This window comes from Streptomyces sp. NPDC053474, from assembly GCF_044544845.1.
Taxonomy (GTDB): Bacteria; Actinomycetota; Actinomycetes; order Streptomycetales; family Streptomycetaceae; genus Streptomyces.
In genome coordinates, this window is sequence record NZ_JBITXV010000005.1 from 423372 (window position 1) to 439153 (window position 15782).

At 73.8% G+C, this 15782-nt stretch carries 14 protein-coding genes; 8 read left to right on the plus strand and 6 right to left on the minus strand.

The genetic code is table 11. The annotated features are described in order from the left end of the window. Positions 1-48 precede the first annotated feature (48 nt). On the minus strand, positions 49-1023 hold the full coding sequence (locus ACIG3E_RS14740) for a carbohydrate-binding protein (protein ID WP_399615571.1): 975 nt from the start codon (positions 1021-1023) through the stop codon (positions 49-51). A gap of 99 nt (positions 1024-1122) precedes the next feature. Further along, positions 1123-2802, minus strand: a complete 1680-nt coding sequence (gene cdgB, locus ACIG3E_RS14745; protein WP_399615573.1) for a diguanylate cyclase CdgB — start codon at positions 2800-2802, stop codon at positions 1123-1125. Between the two features lie 483 nt (positions 2803-3285). Between cdgB and ACIG3E_RS14750 the strand changes: the two genes are divergently transcribed. Continuing rightward, positions 3286-3804 (plus strand): flavin reductase family protein, encoded by a 519-nt coding sequence (locus ACIG3E_RS14750; RefSeq protein ID WP_399615574.1) that lies wholly within the window; start codon positions 3286-3288, stop codon positions 3802-3804. Positions 3805-3891: 87 nt separating this feature from the next. Here the strand turns inward: ACIG3E_RS14750 and arfB are convergent, their stop codons facing one another. After that, complete coding sequence (gene arfB / locus ACIG3E_RS14755; RefSeq protein ID WP_399615576.1) at positions 3892-4323, minus strand: alternative ribosome rescue aminoacyl-tRNA hydrolase ArfB; 432 nt, start codon at positions 4321-4323, stop codon at positions 3892-3894. 207 nt (positions 4324-4530) lie between these two features. Here arfB and ACIG3E_RS14760 point away from each other — a divergent pair, with 207 nt between their 5' ends. Together ACIG3E_RS14760 and ACIG3E_RS14765 are read left to right on the plus strand one after the other, a co-directional pair. Then, positions 4531-5106, plus strand: coding sequence for a TerD family protein (locus ACIG3E_RS14760; protein ID WP_138960413.1), 576 nt, complete (start codon positions 4531-4533; stop codon positions 5104-5106). Between the two features lie 180 nt (positions 5107-5286). Beyond that, positions 5287-5847 (plus strand): tellurite resistance TerB family protein, encoded by a 561-nt coding sequence (locus ACIG3E_RS14765; RefSeq protein WP_399615579.1) that lies wholly within the window; start codon positions 5287-5289, stop codon positions 5845-5847. Positions 5848-5940: 93 nt separating this feature from the next. Here ACIG3E_RS14765 and ACIG3E_RS14770 read toward each other — a convergent pair whose 3' ends face one another. Continuing rightward, positions 5941-7401 carry a M1 family metallopeptidase gene (locus ACIG3E_RS14770; protein WP_399615581.1) on the minus strand — a complete coding sequence of 487 codons (1461 nt, stop codon included), beginning with the start codon at positions 7399-7401 and terminating at the stop codon, positions 5941-5943. A 73-nt stretch (positions 7402-7474) separates the two neighbouring features. Beyond that, positions 7475-8032, minus strand: a complete 558-nt coding sequence (locus ACIG3E_RS14775; protein ID WP_399615583.1) for a heme-binding protein — start codon at positions 8030-8032, stop codon at positions 7475-7477. Positions 8033-8260: 228 nt separating this feature from the next. Between ACIG3E_RS14775 and ACIG3E_RS14780 the strand changes: the two genes are divergently transcribed. Then, complete coding sequence (locus ACIG3E_RS14780) at positions 8261-9541, plus strand: sensor histidine kinase (RefSeq protein ID WP_399615585.1); 1281 nt, start codon at positions 8261-8263, stop codon at positions 9539-9541. Between the two features lie 337 nt (positions 9542-9878). Further along, positions 9879-10499, plus strand: coding sequence for a response regulator (locus ACIG3E_RS14785; protein ID WP_399615826.1), 621 nt, complete (start codon positions 9879-9881; stop codon positions 10497-10499). 7 nt (positions 10500-10506) lie between these two features. Here ACIG3E_RS14785 and ACIG3E_RS14790 read toward each other — a convergent pair whose 3' ends face one another. Continuing rightward, positions 10507-11007 carry a hypothetical protein gene (locus ACIG3E_RS14790; RefSeq protein ID WP_399615587.1) on the minus strand — a complete coding sequence of 167 codons (501 nt, stop codon included), beginning with the start codon at positions 11005-11007 and terminating at the stop codon, positions 10507-10509. 1037 nt (positions 11008-12044) lie between these two features. Here ACIG3E_RS14790 and ACIG3E_RS14795 point away from each other — a divergent pair. The 3 genes from ACIG3E_RS14795 to ACIG3E_RS14805 all read left to right on the plus strand — a co-directional run bounded on the left by ACIG3E_RS14795 (position 12045) and on the right by ACIG3E_RS14805 (position 15782). Further along, the gene (locus ACIG3E_RS14795) at positions 12045-13259 is read left to right on the plus strand and encodes an NAD(P)-binding protein (protein ID WP_399615589.1); all 1215 of its coding nucleotides are present in this window, start codon (positions 12045-12047) and stop codon (positions 13257-13259) included. Positions 13260-13328: 69 nt separating this feature from the next. Further along, positions 13329-14336 carry a zinc-binding dehydrogenase gene (locus ACIG3E_RS14800; RefSeq protein ID WP_399615591.1) on the plus strand — a complete coding sequence of 336 codons (1008 nt, stop codon included), beginning with the start codon at positions 13329-13331 and terminating at the stop codon, positions 14334-14336. 180 nt (positions 14337-14516) lie between these two features. Further along, the gene (locus ACIG3E_RS14805; protein WP_399615593.1) at positions 14517-15782 is read left to right on the plus strand and encodes a GNAT family N-acetyltransferase; all 1266 of its coding nucleotides are present in this window, start codon (positions 14517-14519) and stop codon (positions 15780-15782) included.

Below are 15782 nucleotides of genomic sequence, written 5' to 3' on the forward strand. Positions count from 1 at the left end.
TCAGCCCCGTCCGGCGTTTGAGGACGAGGCGCGAAGCGCCACAAAGGGTCAGCCCTTGACGTGGCCCGCCTTCAGCCACATCTGGTCGAGGTTCGCGTCGCACTTGTCGCCCTGCTGACAGGACACGGAGATCGTGTTCGTGCCCTTGTTCAGCTCCACAAAGGCGAACGTTTTCGTCCAGCCCTTGTCCCAGGCCCCCTCCTCCGCGTGCGCGAAGTTGTCCATGTTGAGCTTGCGCGGGGACGGCGTGCCGTTGATCACGAGGGTCGTCTCGGCCGCCTTGCCGGGCACGCCGTAGCCGACGAAGACCGTGTACGCGCCGTCCTTGGGGATGCCGTTGACGGTCCAGGTCACCTGCGCGCCGACCTTGTTGAGCCCGGCCACGTACACGCCGCCGGCGGACTTGGCGCCGTCGATGTCGGACGCGGTGGTGGTGCCGCCCTCCAACTTGAGGGCCTTGGCATCCGTTTCGGGCAGTTCGACCTTCTTGTCCGGCTTGTCCTTGTCCTTGGACGCGCTGGGGCTGGGGTCGCCGGACTCGCTCTGCCGCTGCGAGGGCCCGGCCTTGTTGTCGTCGTCCTTGTCGTCGCCGCCGGTGAGCATGGCCGCGCCGATGCCGAGCGAGACCACGGCGACGACCGCGATCGCGCCGATCAGCAGGCCCTTGGTGTTGGGCCCGCGGCCGCGCCCCGCGGGGGCCGGGGGCGGCACCTGCCGGACGGGGGCGGTGGCGCCGGGCTGGGCCTCGGGGGCCGTGTAGTGCGCGCTGGGCTGGCCGTAGGGCTGCTGCTGCGGGGGGTAGCCGTAGCCGCCCTGGGCCGGGGGCTGCTGCTGCCCGTACTGCCGCTCGCCCACCGGGCGCACCTGGTGGTACGAGGACCGGGGCCCGGGGTAGCCGTAGCCGCCGCCTCCAGAGGGCGGGGTGGCACCGGCCGCCTGGCCGTCGGCGTACAGGTAGCCGAACGGGTCGTCGTCGCCCTGTGGCGCGTTCGGCGTCTGCTCGCCGTTGTTGCCGGGCGTCATTCGCAGGTCACTCCCTCGCATCGCGGATGCGGGCGAGCCTACCCGCTCCGGGTGACCGCCCAAGGTGCCGTCGACATCAACAAGTTCCCGGTGCGGGGCCTATCCGGCCCGTCGGTGCTGCTTGGCACGGGAACGTTTCTCGACGTACATCCGCTGGTCGGCGGAGTGCAACACCTCGTCCGCCGACATGCCGCAGTGGGCCCAGCCGATGCCGAAGCTGGCGCCGACGCGCACGGCCCGGCCCTCGACCCTGATGGGCGGGATGATGGCGTTCCGCAGCCGCACCGCGAGGTCCTGCGCGTCGGCCCTGCCGAGCCCGTCGGCGAGGACCACGAACTCGTCGCCACCGAGCCGCGCCACGGTGTCGCCGTCGCGGACGCCGCTGGTCAGACGCCGTGCGACCTCGATGAGGACGGCGTCGCCGGTGTGGTGCCCGAAGCGGTCGTTGATCGACTTGAAGCCGTCGAGGTCGCAGAAGAGGACGGCGAGCCCCTTCGTGCCGTCGTCCGCCTCGGTCTCCTCGGGCGGGGCGACGGTGTGCACGTGGTGGTCGAAGTCGCCCTGGGCGCCGTGGTGCGCGCCGGGCGGGGCGGCGTGCCCGTGCCCGGCCGGGTGACCGGCGGCGCCGCCGTAGAGGCCGCTGTTGTCGTACGCCGCGTCCAGCGAGTCCACCGTGCTCGGACGGCCCGCGTGCGGCCTGCGACAGAGACGGGCGCTGAGCCGGGCGCGCAGCTCGGCGGAGTTCGGCAGGCCGGTGAGCGAGTCGTGCGAGGCGCGGTGCGCGAGCTGGAGCTCGCGCCGCTTGCGCTCCTCGATGTCCTCGACGTGCGTGAGCAGGAACCGGGGCCCGTCCGCGGCGTCCGCGACGACGGAGTTGCGCAGCGACACCCAGACGTAGGTGCCGTCGCGGCGCCCGAAGCGCAGCTCGGCGCGGCCGCCCTCGGCGGAGGTGCGCAGGAGCGTGCCGATGTCCTCGGGGTGGACCAGGTCGGAGAAGGAGTAGCGCCGCATCGCGGAGGCGGGGCGGCCGAGCAGGCGGCACAGCGCGTCGTTCGTGCGCAGGATGCGGCCGTGCTGGTCGCCGCCCATCTCGGCGATGGCCATGCCGCTCGGCGCGTACTCGAAGGCCTGCCGGAAGGACTCCTCGCTGGCCCGCAGCGCCTGCTGCTCGCGCTCCAGGCGGACGAGGGCGCGCTGCATGTTGGCCCGCAGCCGGGCGTTGCTGATGGCGATGGCGGCCTGGAAGGCGTACATCTGGAGGGCTTCGCGGCCCCAGGCGCCGGGCCTGCGGCCGTTGCGCGGGCGGTCGACGGAGATCACGCCGAGCAGTTCGCCGCCGGAGCCGCCGGTGGCGTACATGGGGGCGAAGAGCCGGTCGGAGGGGTGCCACTCGTCCTCGAAGCGGGGCTCGGGGCCCTCGGTGTACCACTGCGGTACGTCGTCCTCGTCGAGGACCCAGCCCTCGGTGTGCGGGATGAAGCGCAGGGCGCCCCAGGCATCGCCCATGGCGAGGCGGCGGTCCCAGGACTCGCGGGAGCCGACCCGGCCGGTGATGAGCGCCTCGGCGGCGGGGTTGCCCGCGAAGGCGGCGACGACGAGGTCGCCGTCCGGGCGCACGAGGTTGACGCACGCCAGCTCATAGCCCAGGCCGTTCACCACGCCGTCGGCGACGGTCTGCAGCGTGTCCGCGAGGCTGCGGGCCGTGTTGAGGTCCGCCACCACTTGGTGCAGCTGCCGCAGGGTCGCAAGACGGACGTACGGCTCCGACTCGGTCTCCATGCTCGCTCTCCCCGAGACCTCGACAGCAACTCCAGGATCCGCAGCGTCCTCAGTGTCCGTAATCTCTGACTCTTCGTGACTCTTCTGGCTTCGTACGGTGCTGTACGCCTTCGTACTTCTACGTACGGTGCTGTGCTTCCGTGCCCTCAGCGTCTGTCTGATTGCCACGGTCACTGAATCACAGCGAGCTGCCCACCCGGTACACAGGGTCAACAAAATATGGGCCCTGTGACTCAAGTCACAGGTGGGAGCGCATGGTTACGACCGGAACATGAGGCTCCGTTGCGCTGGTGGGACGTGGGGGGAACGGGTGGGTGACGGACCGGGTCACAAGCGGAGTCCTAGGTCCCGGCCTAGGACCGGTCTCGGCCCCGGGGCCGATGCGGCGCGGCCGGGACCGGCACTAGCGTCAGTCGTGTGGTTGCCGATCTGACCTTGAACACACAGCCCCCTCCCGCCCCGTCCACCCCTCATCCTGTGGGGGTGAGCAACGACGAGTTCCGCGCCGCCATGTCCCGCCTGGCCGCGGGCGTGGTCCTGGTGACCGCGCAGGAGCCCCCGCTGGACCCGGACGACCCGATGGCTCCGGCCGGCGAGGACGTGGGCATGACGGCCACCGCCTTCCTCTCGGTCTCCCTGGATCCGCCCCTGGTCATGGTCAGCCTGCGGACGGGCTCCCGCATGGACGACCTGCTCGCCGAGCAGCCCCTGTGGGCCGTGTCGGTCCTCACCGAGAGCCAGCGGCACATCGCGGGCCGCTTCGCCATGAAGGGCCGCATCAGCGACCGGCTGCTCTTCGAGGACATCCCCTACGCGCGCGGCCGGGAGAGCGGCGCGCCCCTGGTCGGCGGCGCGCTCGCCGCCCTGGAGTGCCGCACCGAGCAGACGGTGGCGGCGGGCGACCACACCCTGGTGATCGGCCGCGTCCTCACGGCGGAGCTGCCCAGCGCGGACGGCGGCCCGCTGCTGTACTTCCGGGGCCGCTACCGGCAGCTGGGCTGAGGCGGGGCGGCCAACCGGCCGCTGGGCTGAAGGCGGGGCGGCTACCGGCAGCCGGGCTGAAGCGGGACGGCCAACCGGCAGCCCTTGCTACTGCCAGCCCTTTCCCGAGCGGCCCTGCTTGGTCTGCGCGCGCTGCTTCTTCTCCCGCAGCCGCCGTTCGTTGATCCCGCGCGGGATACGGGTGGGGCGCCGGGGCTTGGGCGGCGGCGCGGTGGCCTCCGCGAGCAGCGCGGCGAGCCGGACGGCCGCCGCCTCCCGGTTGCGCCACTGGGAGCGGTGCTCGCTGGAGCGGACGCTCACGACGCCGTCGACGAGCCGGGGCGCGAGCCGCTCCAGGGCCCGCCGCTTCCAGACCTCGGGCAGCGCCTCGGTGCGCGCCAGGTCGAAGCGGAGCTCGACCTGCGAGTCACTGGTGTTGACGTGCTGGCCGCCGGGCCCCGAGGAGCGCGAGAAACGCCACAGGAGCTCGGCCTCCGGCAGGACGACCGAGCCCCGGATGACGTGTTCGCGACCAGACATGTCTCCTATGATCCCGCGTCCGCGCGCCGTACGACACCTGTTTTCCGCCGCCGCGGCCACGTCCCGGGGCACCTTCGGCAAAGAAAGTAAAGAAGCGCGTCCGCATATGGAACCTTGGGTACCCCCCACGGCGTTCATAGGGATGCCGGTAGCTTCGCCCCCAGAGTGAAGCCCGCACATAGGCGACTAGGGAAGGGACTCCCAACAATGGCTGTAAGCCTGTCCAAGGGCGGCAACGTCTCGCTCACCAAGGAGGCACCGGGCCTGACCGCCGTCACGGTCGGCCTCGGCTGGGACGTCCGCACCACCACGGGTACCGACTTCGACCTGGACGCCTCCGCGATCGCGGTGAACACCCAGGGCAAGGTCTATTCGGACGCCCACTTCGTCTTCTTCAACAACAAGGCGACGCCGGACCAGACGATCGTCCACACCGGTGACAACGTCACGGGCCAGGGCGAGGGCGACGACGAGCAGATCAACGTCAACCTCGCGGGCCTGCCCGCCGACATCGAGAAGATCGTCTTCCCGGTCTCGATCTACGACGCCGAGAACCGCTCGCAGAACTTCGGCCAGGTCCGCAACGCGTTCATCCGCATCGTGAACCAGGCCGGTGGCGCCGAGATCGCCCGCTACGACCTGTCGGAGGACGCCGCCACCGAGACCGCCATGGTCTTCGGCGAGCTCTACCGCAACGGCGCCGAGTGGAAGTTCCGCGCCGTCGGCCAGGGCTACGCCTCGGGCCTGGTCGGCATCGCCCAGGACTTCGGCGTCAACGTCTGAGTCCACCGCGACTGACCACGGGCCCCGGCCGGACTCCTTCCGGCCGGGGCCCGTCCCGTGTCCGCCCCAAGACGCGGGCCGCGCGGGGAACTTCGCGGCGCGGGGCGGCGTTTCCAGGACGACGTGCGCACAGCGCGCGGCCGACGGGTACGACACGGGCAGAAGCCGAGGTGGCGCGGAATGGCTATGTGGGACCGGATCAAAGACCAGGCCAAGACCCTGCAGCAGACGCAGGGCGGGCGCACCTCCGGCGGGCACGGCGCGCCCGGGCACGGCACGCACGGCAGCGGCTCCAAGGGGTCCAAGGCCCAGCTGATCGGCCTGCTCAAGACCCAGCTGACCTCGCTGAAGTCGGAGCTGAAGAGCGGCGCCTACCGCGACGCGAGCATGGCCATGTGCGCCCTGGTGGCCGCCGCCGACGGCACCGTCGACCCGGCCGAGCGCCAGCACGTCGAATCCCTGATCCTGCAGAACGACGTGTTGCAGAACTTCCCCCCGGACCAGCTCCGCCAGCGCTTCAACAAGCACGCGGACCAGCTGTCCTTCAACTTCCAGCAGGGCAAGGCCACGGTCATGCAGGAGATCGCCAAGGCCGCGAAGAAGCCCGCCGAGGCCCGCGCGGTCGTCCAGACCGGCTTCGTCATCGCCGGGGCGGACGGCTATGTGGCCCCGGCCGAGGAACAGGCCCTACGCGAGGCCTGCGCGACCCTCGGCCTGTCACCGCAGGAGTTCGGCCTCTGAGGAGCGCCCCGAAGGGGCGCGGGGAACTGCGCGACCAGCCACAACGGCCCCGCAGACGACAGACGGCCCATCGCGGCAAGTCCAGCGAAGCGCTCAGCGCTGGTCCGGCTTGCCGTCGCCGTACAACCAGTCCGACCACACCCGCTTCAGCTCGCCCCGAGCCTCGTCGTCGCCCGCGTGCTTCTCGACGTACGTGGTGAAGTCCTCGGTGTCCGCGTTGGCGTGGCGGTACTTCTTCGCCCAGCCCTGGATGATGTCGTAGAAGGTGTCGTCGCCGACGGTCTCGCGGATCTTCTGGATGACCATGGCGCCCCGGGCGTAGACGGGGTCGTCGGAGATGCTCGCGGCGTCCGGCTGCTTGGCGGGCGGGAAGTCCCAGACGTCGGAGTCGTACTCCTCGTCCTCGTCCTCGTAGATCGCGTCGACCCGCTCCTCGACGGTGTCGCCGTCGTTGTCCTCCTCGTACAGCCACTCGGCGTACGTCGCGAAGCCCTCGTTGAGCCACATGTCCTGCCAGCTCTTCGGCGTCACCGAGTCGCCGAACCACTGGTGGGCCAGTTCGTGGACGAGGGTCGTGGTGTCGGCGTCCTCGACGGGGAACAGCGGCTTGGTCTGGGTCTCCAGGGCGTAGCCGAGGTCCGCGCGGCCGTCGACGACGGCGCCGGTGGACGAGAAGGGGTAGTCGCCGAAGTTGAGCTCCGCCCAGTCCATGATGTCGGGGATCTTCGCGAGGACCTTCTCGGTCTTCTTCCGCTTGGCCTTGGGCAGCGTGTGGTCGATCGCGGTGAAGACGGGAATGCCGCTGTCGGTCATCGCCGTCTTGGTGTCGTACGTGCCGACGACGACGGTCGCCAGATAGCTGGCCATCGGCTCGGCGGTGTGCCAGCCGAAGGTGGTCCGGCCGTTGGCGGTGGTCTCCTTCGTCAACTCGCCGTTGGAGATGGCCTTCAGGCCCTTGGGGACGGTGACCTCTATGTCGTACGAGGCCTTGTCGACCGGGTGGTGGTTGCCCGGGAACCACGCCATCGAGCCCGCGGGCTGGCCGGTCGCGAGCGCGCTGTCCTCCCCCTTGAGCCAGCCCTCCTTGGCGCCGTCCGCGTCCGTGACGGTCTGCGGGGTGCCGGAGTAGCGGACGGTGGCGCGGAAGGTCTCGCCCCGGTCGAGGTCGTCGCGGGGGCGGACGGTCAGCTCGCTGCCCGCGCGCTGGAAGCGGGCCTCCTTGCCCTCGACGGTCACGGACTTCACGTCCAGGCCCAAGAGGTCGAGGTTGAAGGCGCTGAGCGTCTTGGTGGCGCGGGCCGTGATGTCGGCGGTGCCGGTCAGGTGGCGGGACTCGGGGTCGTAGCCGATCTTCAGTCCGTAATGAGCCACGTCGTAGCCGCCGTTGCCGAGCTTCGGGAAGTACGGGTCGCGGACGCCCGCGGCCCCCGGGGTGCCGCCGACGCCACTGCTCGTGCACGCGGTGAGCGCGGTCGCGAGGGCGGTGGCGCAGAGCAGCGCGAGGGGGGTGCGGCGGGGCCCCTTGGTCAGGGGGGCGGTGGCTCGGTAGATCACCCCGGTGATCCTATGGCCACCGCTCCCCGCCGCGCCGGGGCCCCCGCGTGCCGGGGGTCAGCGTGCCCGGGGGTCAGCGGCCCAGCGCGGCCACGCCCGCCTGCGCGAACTTCTCGTCCAGGTCGCCGCTGGGTGCGCCCGCGACGCCGATGCCCGCGACGGGGGCGCCCTTCGCGGTGACCGGGGCGCCGCCCGCGAGGAACAGCGTGCCCGGGATGTCCTTGAGGTTCGGCGTCTGCGTCAGGCGCTTGGCCAGCTCGGAGGTGGGCGCGTTCCAGGAAACGGCGGTGTAGGCCTTGCGCTCGGCGGACTCGTACGACTGCGGGCCCGCGCCGTCGCCCCGCAGGGTGACGACGGTGTTGCCGTTGCGGTCGACCACGGCGACCGTGACGCGCTGGTTCTCCTTCTTCGCCGCGTCCAGCGTCGCCTGCGCGGCCTTCGTCGCGGCGGCCACGGTGAGGTGCGTGCTCTGCGTCAGGTCGCGGCTGCCCGCGTCGGCGCTGACGGCGGCCTTGGCGGCGGCCTGCGGGGCGTCGGCGCTGGCGGACACGGCGCCGACCGTCCCGGCGCCGACGACGCCGAGGACGGCGGCGGCGGTGAGGACGCGGGCACGCGGCGAGAGCTGCTTCATGGTGTGACTCCTTGGGGCGGCACGGTCTGTGCGGCGGTACGGGTCCGGAGGCGGGCCCTGTGCTTCGATCCTCCCGGCGGGTTCCGGTCCGCCCCGTCGGCACACCGGCTGCGGGTCGCGCGCGGTTCGGACGACGTCCGGGTCAGCCGATCGGTTGACCCGGGCCTGCGCCCAGCGGGCCACAATGAGGGTGTTTGCCCAGTTCACGCGCGTGTCAGGAGGTCGGGGATGCACGGAGGTGACGGGGCGGGAGCGGACCGTCCCGGAGTCGTCGGCCCGGAGGGCCGGTGGCTCGCGGCCGTCATGCACACCGCCTTCTTCCTGCTGCTCGCCGCCTCGCTCTCCCGCTTCCTGCTGCGCCACCCCGGCGAGCCCCGTACGCCCTGGATCATCGCGCTCTCGGCCGTACTCGCCCTCCTGTACGTACTCGGCCCGGCCCTCGGCGCCACGCCGAACCCGCGTCGGCTGCTGTGGCTCGGCGCGGTCGTCGGCGTGTGGGTGGTCCTCGTGGTCCTCGCGCCGAGCTACGCGTGGTGCGCGGTGCCGCTCTTCTACACGGGCCTGCGGACGCTGCCCACGCGCGCGGCCCTCGCCCTCGTCACCGTCCTCACGGCCCTCGTGGTCGCGGCCCAGCTGCGGCTCGCGGACGGCTTCGACCCGAATCTGGCGTTCGCGCCGCCCGCCGTGGCGGCCGTGGCGACGGCGGTGTTCGTCCACATGCAGCGGCAGACGGCGCGGCAGCGCGCCCTCATCGACGACCTGCTGCGCACCCGGCGCGAACTCGCCGCCACCGAACGGCGCGAGGGCACGCTCGCCGAGCGGCAGCGCCTGTCCATGGAGATCCACGACACGCTGGCCCAGGGCCTGTCCAGCCAGCGGATGCTGCTCCAGGCGGCGGACCGGGTGTGGGACACGGACGCGGCGGCGGCCCGCGCCCACGTCCGTACCGCCGGGTCCATCGCCGACCGCGGCCTCGCCGAGGCCCGCCGCCTCGTCCACGACCTGGCCCCGGTGGACCTGGCGGAGGCGGGGCCCGACCCGGCGTACGCGCTCCCCGTGGCGCTGCGGACGCTGGCGGGGCGGGAGTCGGGCGCGGGCCTGACGGTCCGCTTCCACGCCGAGGGCACACCGGTCCCGCTGGCGGGCCGGGCCCGCGCGGCGCTCCTGCGGATCGCGCAGGGCGCGCTGGCGAACGTACGCGAGCACGCGGGCGCGGGCACGGCCGCGCTGACCCTGACGTACCTCGACGACCAGGTGGTCCTCGACGTGGCGGACGACGGGCGGGGGTTCTCGCCCCAGGCCCCCGGCGGGGCGCGGGGCGCGCGGGGGCACGGCCTTCCGGCGATCCGCGCGCGGGCGGCGCAGCTGGGCGGGACGCTGACGGTGGAGTCGACGCCGGGCGAGGGGACGGTGCTCTCGGTGGCGATTCCGCTGGGGCTCGACGACGAGGGCCGAGAGGACCGAGAGGACCGAGAGGACGGACACGGGAGGCATGATGAACGCGGCTGAGGATCCGGACCTGAGCGGCGGGCCTGGCGGCGGCGCGGGCGACAGCCCGGGTGGTGCCCCGGACGGCGGCCCGGGCGACGGCCCGGGCGACGGCCCGGACGGCAGCCCGGACGGCGCCCCAGACGGCAGCCCGGACGGCGCCCCAGACGGCAGCCCGGACGGCGCCCCAGACGGCAGCTCGGGCGACAGCTCGGACGGCGCCCCGCGCGACGGCTCGGGCGACAGCCCGGACGGCGCCCCAGACGGCAGCCCGGACGGCGGCCCGGGTGGGGCCCCGGACAGCGGCCCAGACGGTGGCCCGGGCGGCGCCCCGGGCGGCGGCTCGGGTGGCGCGCCGGTGCGGATTCTCGTCTGTGATGATCACGCCGTCGTACGGGCGGGCCTGCTCGCCCTGCTCGGTAGCGCGCCCGGGGTCGAGGTGGCCGGGGAGGCCGGTTCCGGTGAGGAGGCGGTGGCCCTGGCCGCGAAGCTGCGGCCGGACGTCGTCCTCATGGACCTCCAGCTGGGCCCCGGGATGGACGGCGTGGAGGCCACGCGCCGCATCACGGCGGCGGCCGGGGGCGGCAGGCCGCACGTGCTTGTCCTCACCACGTACGACACCGACGCCGACATCACCCGTGCGATCGAGGCGGGCGCCACCGGCTATCTGCTCAAGGCCGAGCGGCCCGAGGAGCTGTTCTCGGCGATCCGCGCCGCCGCGTGCGGCCGCACCGCGCTCTCGCCGCCCGTCGCGTCCCGCGTGATGGCCCGCATGCGGGAGCCCCGGCCCGGCCTCACCCCGCGCGAACGCGACATCCTGGGCCAGCTGGCACAGGGCCTCGGCAACCGCGAGATCGCCCGTGCGCTGTTCATCAGCGAGGCCACGGTGAAGACGCACCTGGGCCGCATCTACGACAAGCTCGGCGTGGAGACGCGGGCGGGCGCGGTGGCCGTGGCCAAGGAGCAGCGCCTCCTCTAGCCGGGGCCTAGGACACGCGCGGGAAGCGGGCCAGGAGGGTCCACAGCGCCGGGTTCTCGCCGAGCCCCTCGTGCAGGTCGGTCAGGTCGGCCACCACGTCGTGCAGGAAGTCGCGTGCCTCGCGGCGCAGTTCGGCGTGCGAGAACGTGAGCGGCGGCTCGCCCGGGTCCAGCCAGTCCGCGTCGATGTCGACCCAGCCGAAGCGCCGCTCGAAGAGCATCCGGTCCGTGGACTCGGTGAAGTCCAGCTCGGCGTGCTGGGGCCGGGCGGCCCTGCTGCCCATCGGGTCCTGGTCGAGCCGCTCCACGATGTCGCACAGGGCCCACGCGAAGTCGAGCACCGGCACCCATCCCCAGGCTGTGGACAACTCCCGGTCGGCCTTGGTGTCGGCCAGGTACACGTCCCCGCAGAACAGGTCGTGCCGCAGGGCGTGGACGTCCGCGGTGCGGTAGTCCAGCTGGGGTGGGTCGGGGAAGCGGCGGGAGAGGGCGTAGCCGATGTCAAGCACCCCTCGATGCTCCCACGCGCGCCCCCAGCCACCACGCGCAGCCACCCTCCGCCCCGGCCCCCAGCCACCACGCGCAGCCACCCTCCGCCCCGGGTACCGGCCCCACCACCGACGAGCCCACGCCGCGCCTGCCCGAGCCATCCCACCCGCCCGCCCCCACCTGCGGCGCGGGAGCCCAGCGCGGGCCCTACCCGGCGAAGCCAGGAGCCACGCGCAGCGGACGAAGGAGCCCGCCTGCGGCAACAGCAGCGCGACCCGCCCAGCCACAGCCACCGCAAGCCCACGCTGCACGCGCCCGGGCCACTCCCGCCCACCCGCCCCCACCTGCGGCGCAGCCACCCAGCACGAGCCCCACCAGGCGAAGCCAGTACCCCCGCGCACTGTGCGCCCCCCGGGCCAGTCCCACCCACCCGCCCCCACCGGCGAAGCCCCAGCAGGCCCCGCCACCCAACTCACCACCGCGGCCGATGCCACGCGCCCGGGCCAGTCCCACCCCCCACCCCCACCGACGAAGCCAGCCGCAACGGGTGGGCGGGTGGGAGAGTCCGCCGCGGTAGCGGCGGGGGCGGGCGACCAGCCGCAGCGCCCCGCGTCGGGCCCGCGCGACCGAAAGCCGGGGCGGCACGGGTGGGAGGGCGGGAAGGCCCGCCAGGGCCAAGCGACACCGCGCCGACGCGAACGGCCCGCCAGGGCTAAGCCGCAGGCCCCGGGAAGGGCCCACCAAAGCAGGGCCGCAGCAGACCGTTGGCGACCGCCCGCCGAGGCAGGGCTGTGCCAGGGCAGCGGCGAAAGCCCGCCGGGCAGGGCTGGGGGCAAGGCCGCCAGGCCAGGGCAGGGGAGAAAGGCCGCCAGGCCAGGGCAGAGGGCAGGCCGCCAGGCCAGGGCAGAGGGCAAGCCCGCCAGGCCAGGGCAGGGGGGCAAGGCCGCGGCCAGGCTGGGGCGCAGGCCCCCGCAGGGCTCTGGCCTGCGGATGTCACATCGTTCAAGGGCAGACCCGTCGTACCCGTACAGGACCACGACAGAAACGGACCCCACCCATGCCCCGCACCCCTTCGACCACCCCCACCGTCACGGTGATCGGCGGCGGCTTCGCCGGCCTCACCGCGGCCATCGCCGCCGCCGAGGGCGGAGCCCGGGTCACCCTGCACGAGGCGCACCACACGCTGGGCGGCCGCGCCCGCACCGCTGAGGGCACGTACCGGACGAATGAAGGACCGCACGCGCTGTACAACGGCGGCCCGCACTGGACCTGGCTCAAGCAGCGGGACCTGATCGGCGAACTGGCCCCGCTGCCGCCCCTGGAGGGCACGCGGCTGCGGCTGCGCCACCAGGGCGCGCTGCGCCGCACCCCGCCGCTCGCGATGCTGCGGCTGCTGCGCCGGGCGCCCGAACAGGCCCCCGTCGACGAGGACTTCCTGACCTGGGCCACGCGCGAGGTGGGCCCGGAGGGCGCCCGCGCGGCGGCCCACTACACGGCCGTGGCGCTCTTCCACCACGACCCGGGCGCGCTGTCCGCCCGCTTCGTGCAGACCCGGTTCCGCCGGGCCGCGAAGCTGCCCCCGGAGGCGCACTACCCGGTGGGCGGCTGGGGCGCGGTCATCGACCGGATGGCCGCCCGCGCCTGGAACCTGGGCGTCCGGGTGGAGACCCTGGCCCGCGTCGGGGACATCGCGGAGCCCGCGCGGCGCGGCCCCGTCATCGTCGCGACCTCGCTCGACGCCGCGCGGCGGCTCCTGGGGGACGAGGGGCTGACCTGGGAGAGCGGGCGCACCACGCTCGTGGACCTGGCGCTGCGCTCGCGCCGGGGCGATCTGTTCGCGGTGTCGGACCTTGACGGCACGGGCTGGATAGAGCGTTTTACCGCCCAGGACCATACGCTCGCCCCGCAGGGGGAGCAGCTGATCCAGGGGCAGATCCCGCTCGCCCCGCACGAGTCGAAGGCGGACGGCGTCAGGCGCGCGGAGGAGCTGCTCGACCTCGGGTTCCGCGACTGGCGCGAGCGCGTGACCTGGCGCCGCGCCTCGGTGGCGACCGGCCGCACGGGCGCCGTCGACCGGCCGGGCACGACCTGGCGCGACCGGCCCGCGGTGGACCGGGGCGACGGCGTGTTCCTGGCGGGCGACCAGGTGGCGGCGCCGGGGCTGCTCAGCGAGGTCTCCTTCAACAGCGCCATCGAGGCGGTGTCGCTGGCCCTGACCGGCACGGGCCGGCTGACCGCCACCACACCCTGGGTTGACCTCAAGTCTGCTTGAGGTTGAAGGGTGGGTGGCGGTCGGCCGTTCCCGCCGGTCCAGCAAGCCCGCGCCCCTGAGGAGTTCGCCATGCACGCCGTACGCCTGCACGCCTTCGGCCCCGCCGAGAACCTCACGTACGAGACCGTCGAGGACCCGCAGCCCGGTCCTGGCCAGGTGCGGATCGCCGTCGCGGCGGCCGGGGTGCACCTGCTCGACACCTCGATCCGGGAGGGCGAGAAGGGTCCGCTGCCCCAGCTGCCCGAGCTGCCGACGGTCCCGGGCCGCGAGGTCGCGGGCACCGTCGAGTCCGTCGGCGAGGGCGTGGACACCGCCTGGGCCGGTCGTCGCGTCGTCGCGCACATCGGCTTCGCCCCCGGCGGCTACGCCGAGCTGACCGTGACCGAGGCCGCCCGGCTGCACGAGCTCGCCGACGGGCTCGGCTTCCCCGAGGCCGTCGGGCTCATCGGCACGGGGCGCACGACGATGGGCATCCTCCAGTACACGGAGCTCGACGCCGACTCCGTCGTCATCGTCCCCGCCGCGGCGGGCGGCATCGGCACCCTGCTCGTGAGCTACGCCAAGCACGCCGGGGCCACGGTGATCGGGCTCGCGGGCGGGCCCGCCAAGACGGCCCGCGTCCGCGCGAACGGCGCCGACCTGGCCGTCGACTACACCGACCCGGCCTGGCCCGACGAGGTCCGCGCGTTCCTGAAGGGCCTGGGCGACGGCGGCCGCGCCGCGACCGTGGTCCTCGACGGGGTGGGCGGCGACGCGGGCCGGGCCGCCGTCGACCTGCTCGGGCCCGGCGGCGTCCACCTCACCTTCGGCTGGTCGGAGAAGAAGGGCCCGGTGGCCCTGACCGACGAGGAGCTGGCCGCGCGCGGCATCACGCGGATCAACCCGCTCGGCGGGGCCATGCTGGAGAAGGCGGGCGGCGACAACCCCGTCCGCACCCTGGAGCTGGCCGCCCTGCGCGCCTGGGAGGGCGGCTACTTCACCCCCGCCGTGCAGACCTTCCCGCTGGCCGAGGCGGCCGCGGCCCACCGCGCCCTGGAGACCCGCGCCACCACGGGCAAGGTGGTCCTGATCCCCTGATCCACCGGGCCCCTGATCCCCTGATCCACCGCCCCCCCTGATCCACCGGGCCCGTGAGCCGAGGGCCCGTCCGGGAGGCGCGGTCCCCCTTCGGCAAAAGCGGTTCCACTCCAGCAATGGCGGTCCCACTCCGGCAAAAATCGGATGCCCATGCGGCTTTCGCGAACTACCGTCCGGATTATGGACTCCGCACCCCCCAGCCCGGCCCCGTCCACCGCCATCACCTTCCGCGACCTGCCCGACACCGACCTGGACCGCGCCCTCGACCTGTCCTACCTCGCCTTCCACGAGAACCCGGAGGACGAGAAGCGCAAGCACCACCACGACCTGCTGCGCGGCTGCGACCGCGTCGGGGCGTACGACGGGGAGACGCTGGTCGGCCTTCTCGCCGCCTTCCGCTTCACCCTGTCCGTGCCGGGCGGCGAACTGCCGTGCCCCGGCGTCACGTTCGTCTCCGTCGCGCCCACCCACCGCCGCCGCGGCGTGCTCTCCGGCATGGTCGCGGCGCTGTTCGAGCGATGCGGCGCGAGCGGCCGTCCGCTGGCGGCGCTGTGGGCGTCGGAGGACGCGATCTACGGCCGCTTCGGCTTCGGCCCGGCCACGTACAACAACACCGTCGAGGTGAAGTCCGAGCGCCCCCTGGCCCTGCGGATCACCCCGGCCGACGGCCCCCTGCGCCTGGTGGACCCGGCGGCCGCCCCCGCGCTGCTCGCCGAGTACTACGACCGTACGCGCGCCGCACGCGCGGGCCGCATCGAGCGCACCGAGGCCTGGTGGCGCGAGGAGTGGATGGCCACGGAGGACGAGGACGACGACGACCTGTCGCCGCCGCGCGTCGTGGTCCTCGGTGACGCGGCCGCGCCCGACCGCGTCACCGGGTACGCCATCTACCGCACCAAGGGCCGCGACGAAGCCCCCGGCCTGGTCCGCCTGGACGAGCTGGAGGCGGACTCGCCGGAGGCCGAGGCCGCGCTGTGGCGCTATCTGGCGTCGATCGACCTGACGGGCCTGATCCAGGCGTGGGGCCGCCCGCTCGACGACCCGCTGCTCCTGTTCGCCGGGGACCGCGACCAGGTCCGCGTGACGGGCCAGTACCCGGGCCTGAGGGTCCGGCTCGTCGACGTGCGCGCCGCGCTGCTCGCCCGCTCCTGGGCGGCCCCCGCCGACCTGGTCCTCGAGGTCCGCGACCCCCAGCTTCCCGCCAACGAGGGCCGCTTCCGCCTGACGGTCACCGCCGCGGGCGGCCCGGCGGCGTACGAGCCGACCGACGCCCCCGCCGACCTCACCCTCGACGTGCGGGACCTCGGCTCGGCCTACCTCGGCGGCGCGCCCCTCGTGTCCTTCGTCCGAGCGGGCACCGTCACCGAGCACACGCCGGGCGCGGCCGCCGCCCTGGACGCGGCGCTCACGACCGCGCTGCTGCCGCACACGGTCGACTCGTTCTAG

Bases quoted from the DNA above. Each gene is read 5' to 3' on its own strand.
- ACIG3E_RS14740 (WP_399615571.1), bottom strand. From the start codon at position 1,023: ATGACGCCCGGCAACAACGGCGAGCAGACGCCGAACGCGCCACAGGGC.
- cdgB (WP_399615573.1), bottom strand. From the start codon at position 2,802: ATGGAGACCGAGTCGGAGCCGTACGTCCGTCTTGCGACCCTGCGGCAG.
- arfB (WP_399615576.1), bottom strand. From the start codon at position 4,323: ATGTCTGGTCGCGAACACGTCATCCGGGGCTCGGTCGTCCTGCCGGAG.
- ACIG3E_RS14760 (WP_138960413.1), top strand. From the start codon at position 4,531: ATGGCTGTAAGCCTGTCCAAGGGCGGCAACGTCTCGCTCACCAAGGAG.
- ACIG3E_RS14765 (WP_399615579.1), top strand. From the start codon at position 5,287: ATGGCTATGTGGGACCGGATCAAAGACCAGGCCAAGACCCTGCAGCAG.
- ACIG3E_RS14775 (WP_399615583.1), bottom strand. From the start codon at position 8,032: ATGAAGCAGCTCTCGCCGCGTGCCCGCGTCCTCACCGCCGCCGCCGTC.
- ACIG3E_RS14780 (WP_399615585.1), top strand. From the start codon at position 8,261: ATGCACGGAGGTGACGGGGCGGGAGCGGACCGTCCCGGAGTCGTCGGC.
- ACIG3E_RS14795 (WP_399615589.1), top strand. From the start codon at position 12,045: ATGCCCCGCACCCCTTCGACCACCCCCACCGTCACGGTGATCGGCGGC.
- ACIG3E_RS14800 (WP_399615591.1), top strand. From the start codon at position 13,329: ATGCACGCCGTACGCCTGCACGCCTTCGGCCCCGCCGAGAACCTCACG.
- ACIG3E_RS14805 (WP_399615593.1), top strand. From the start codon at position 14,517: ATGGACTCCGCACCCCCCAGCCCGGCCCCGTCCACCGCCATCACCTTC.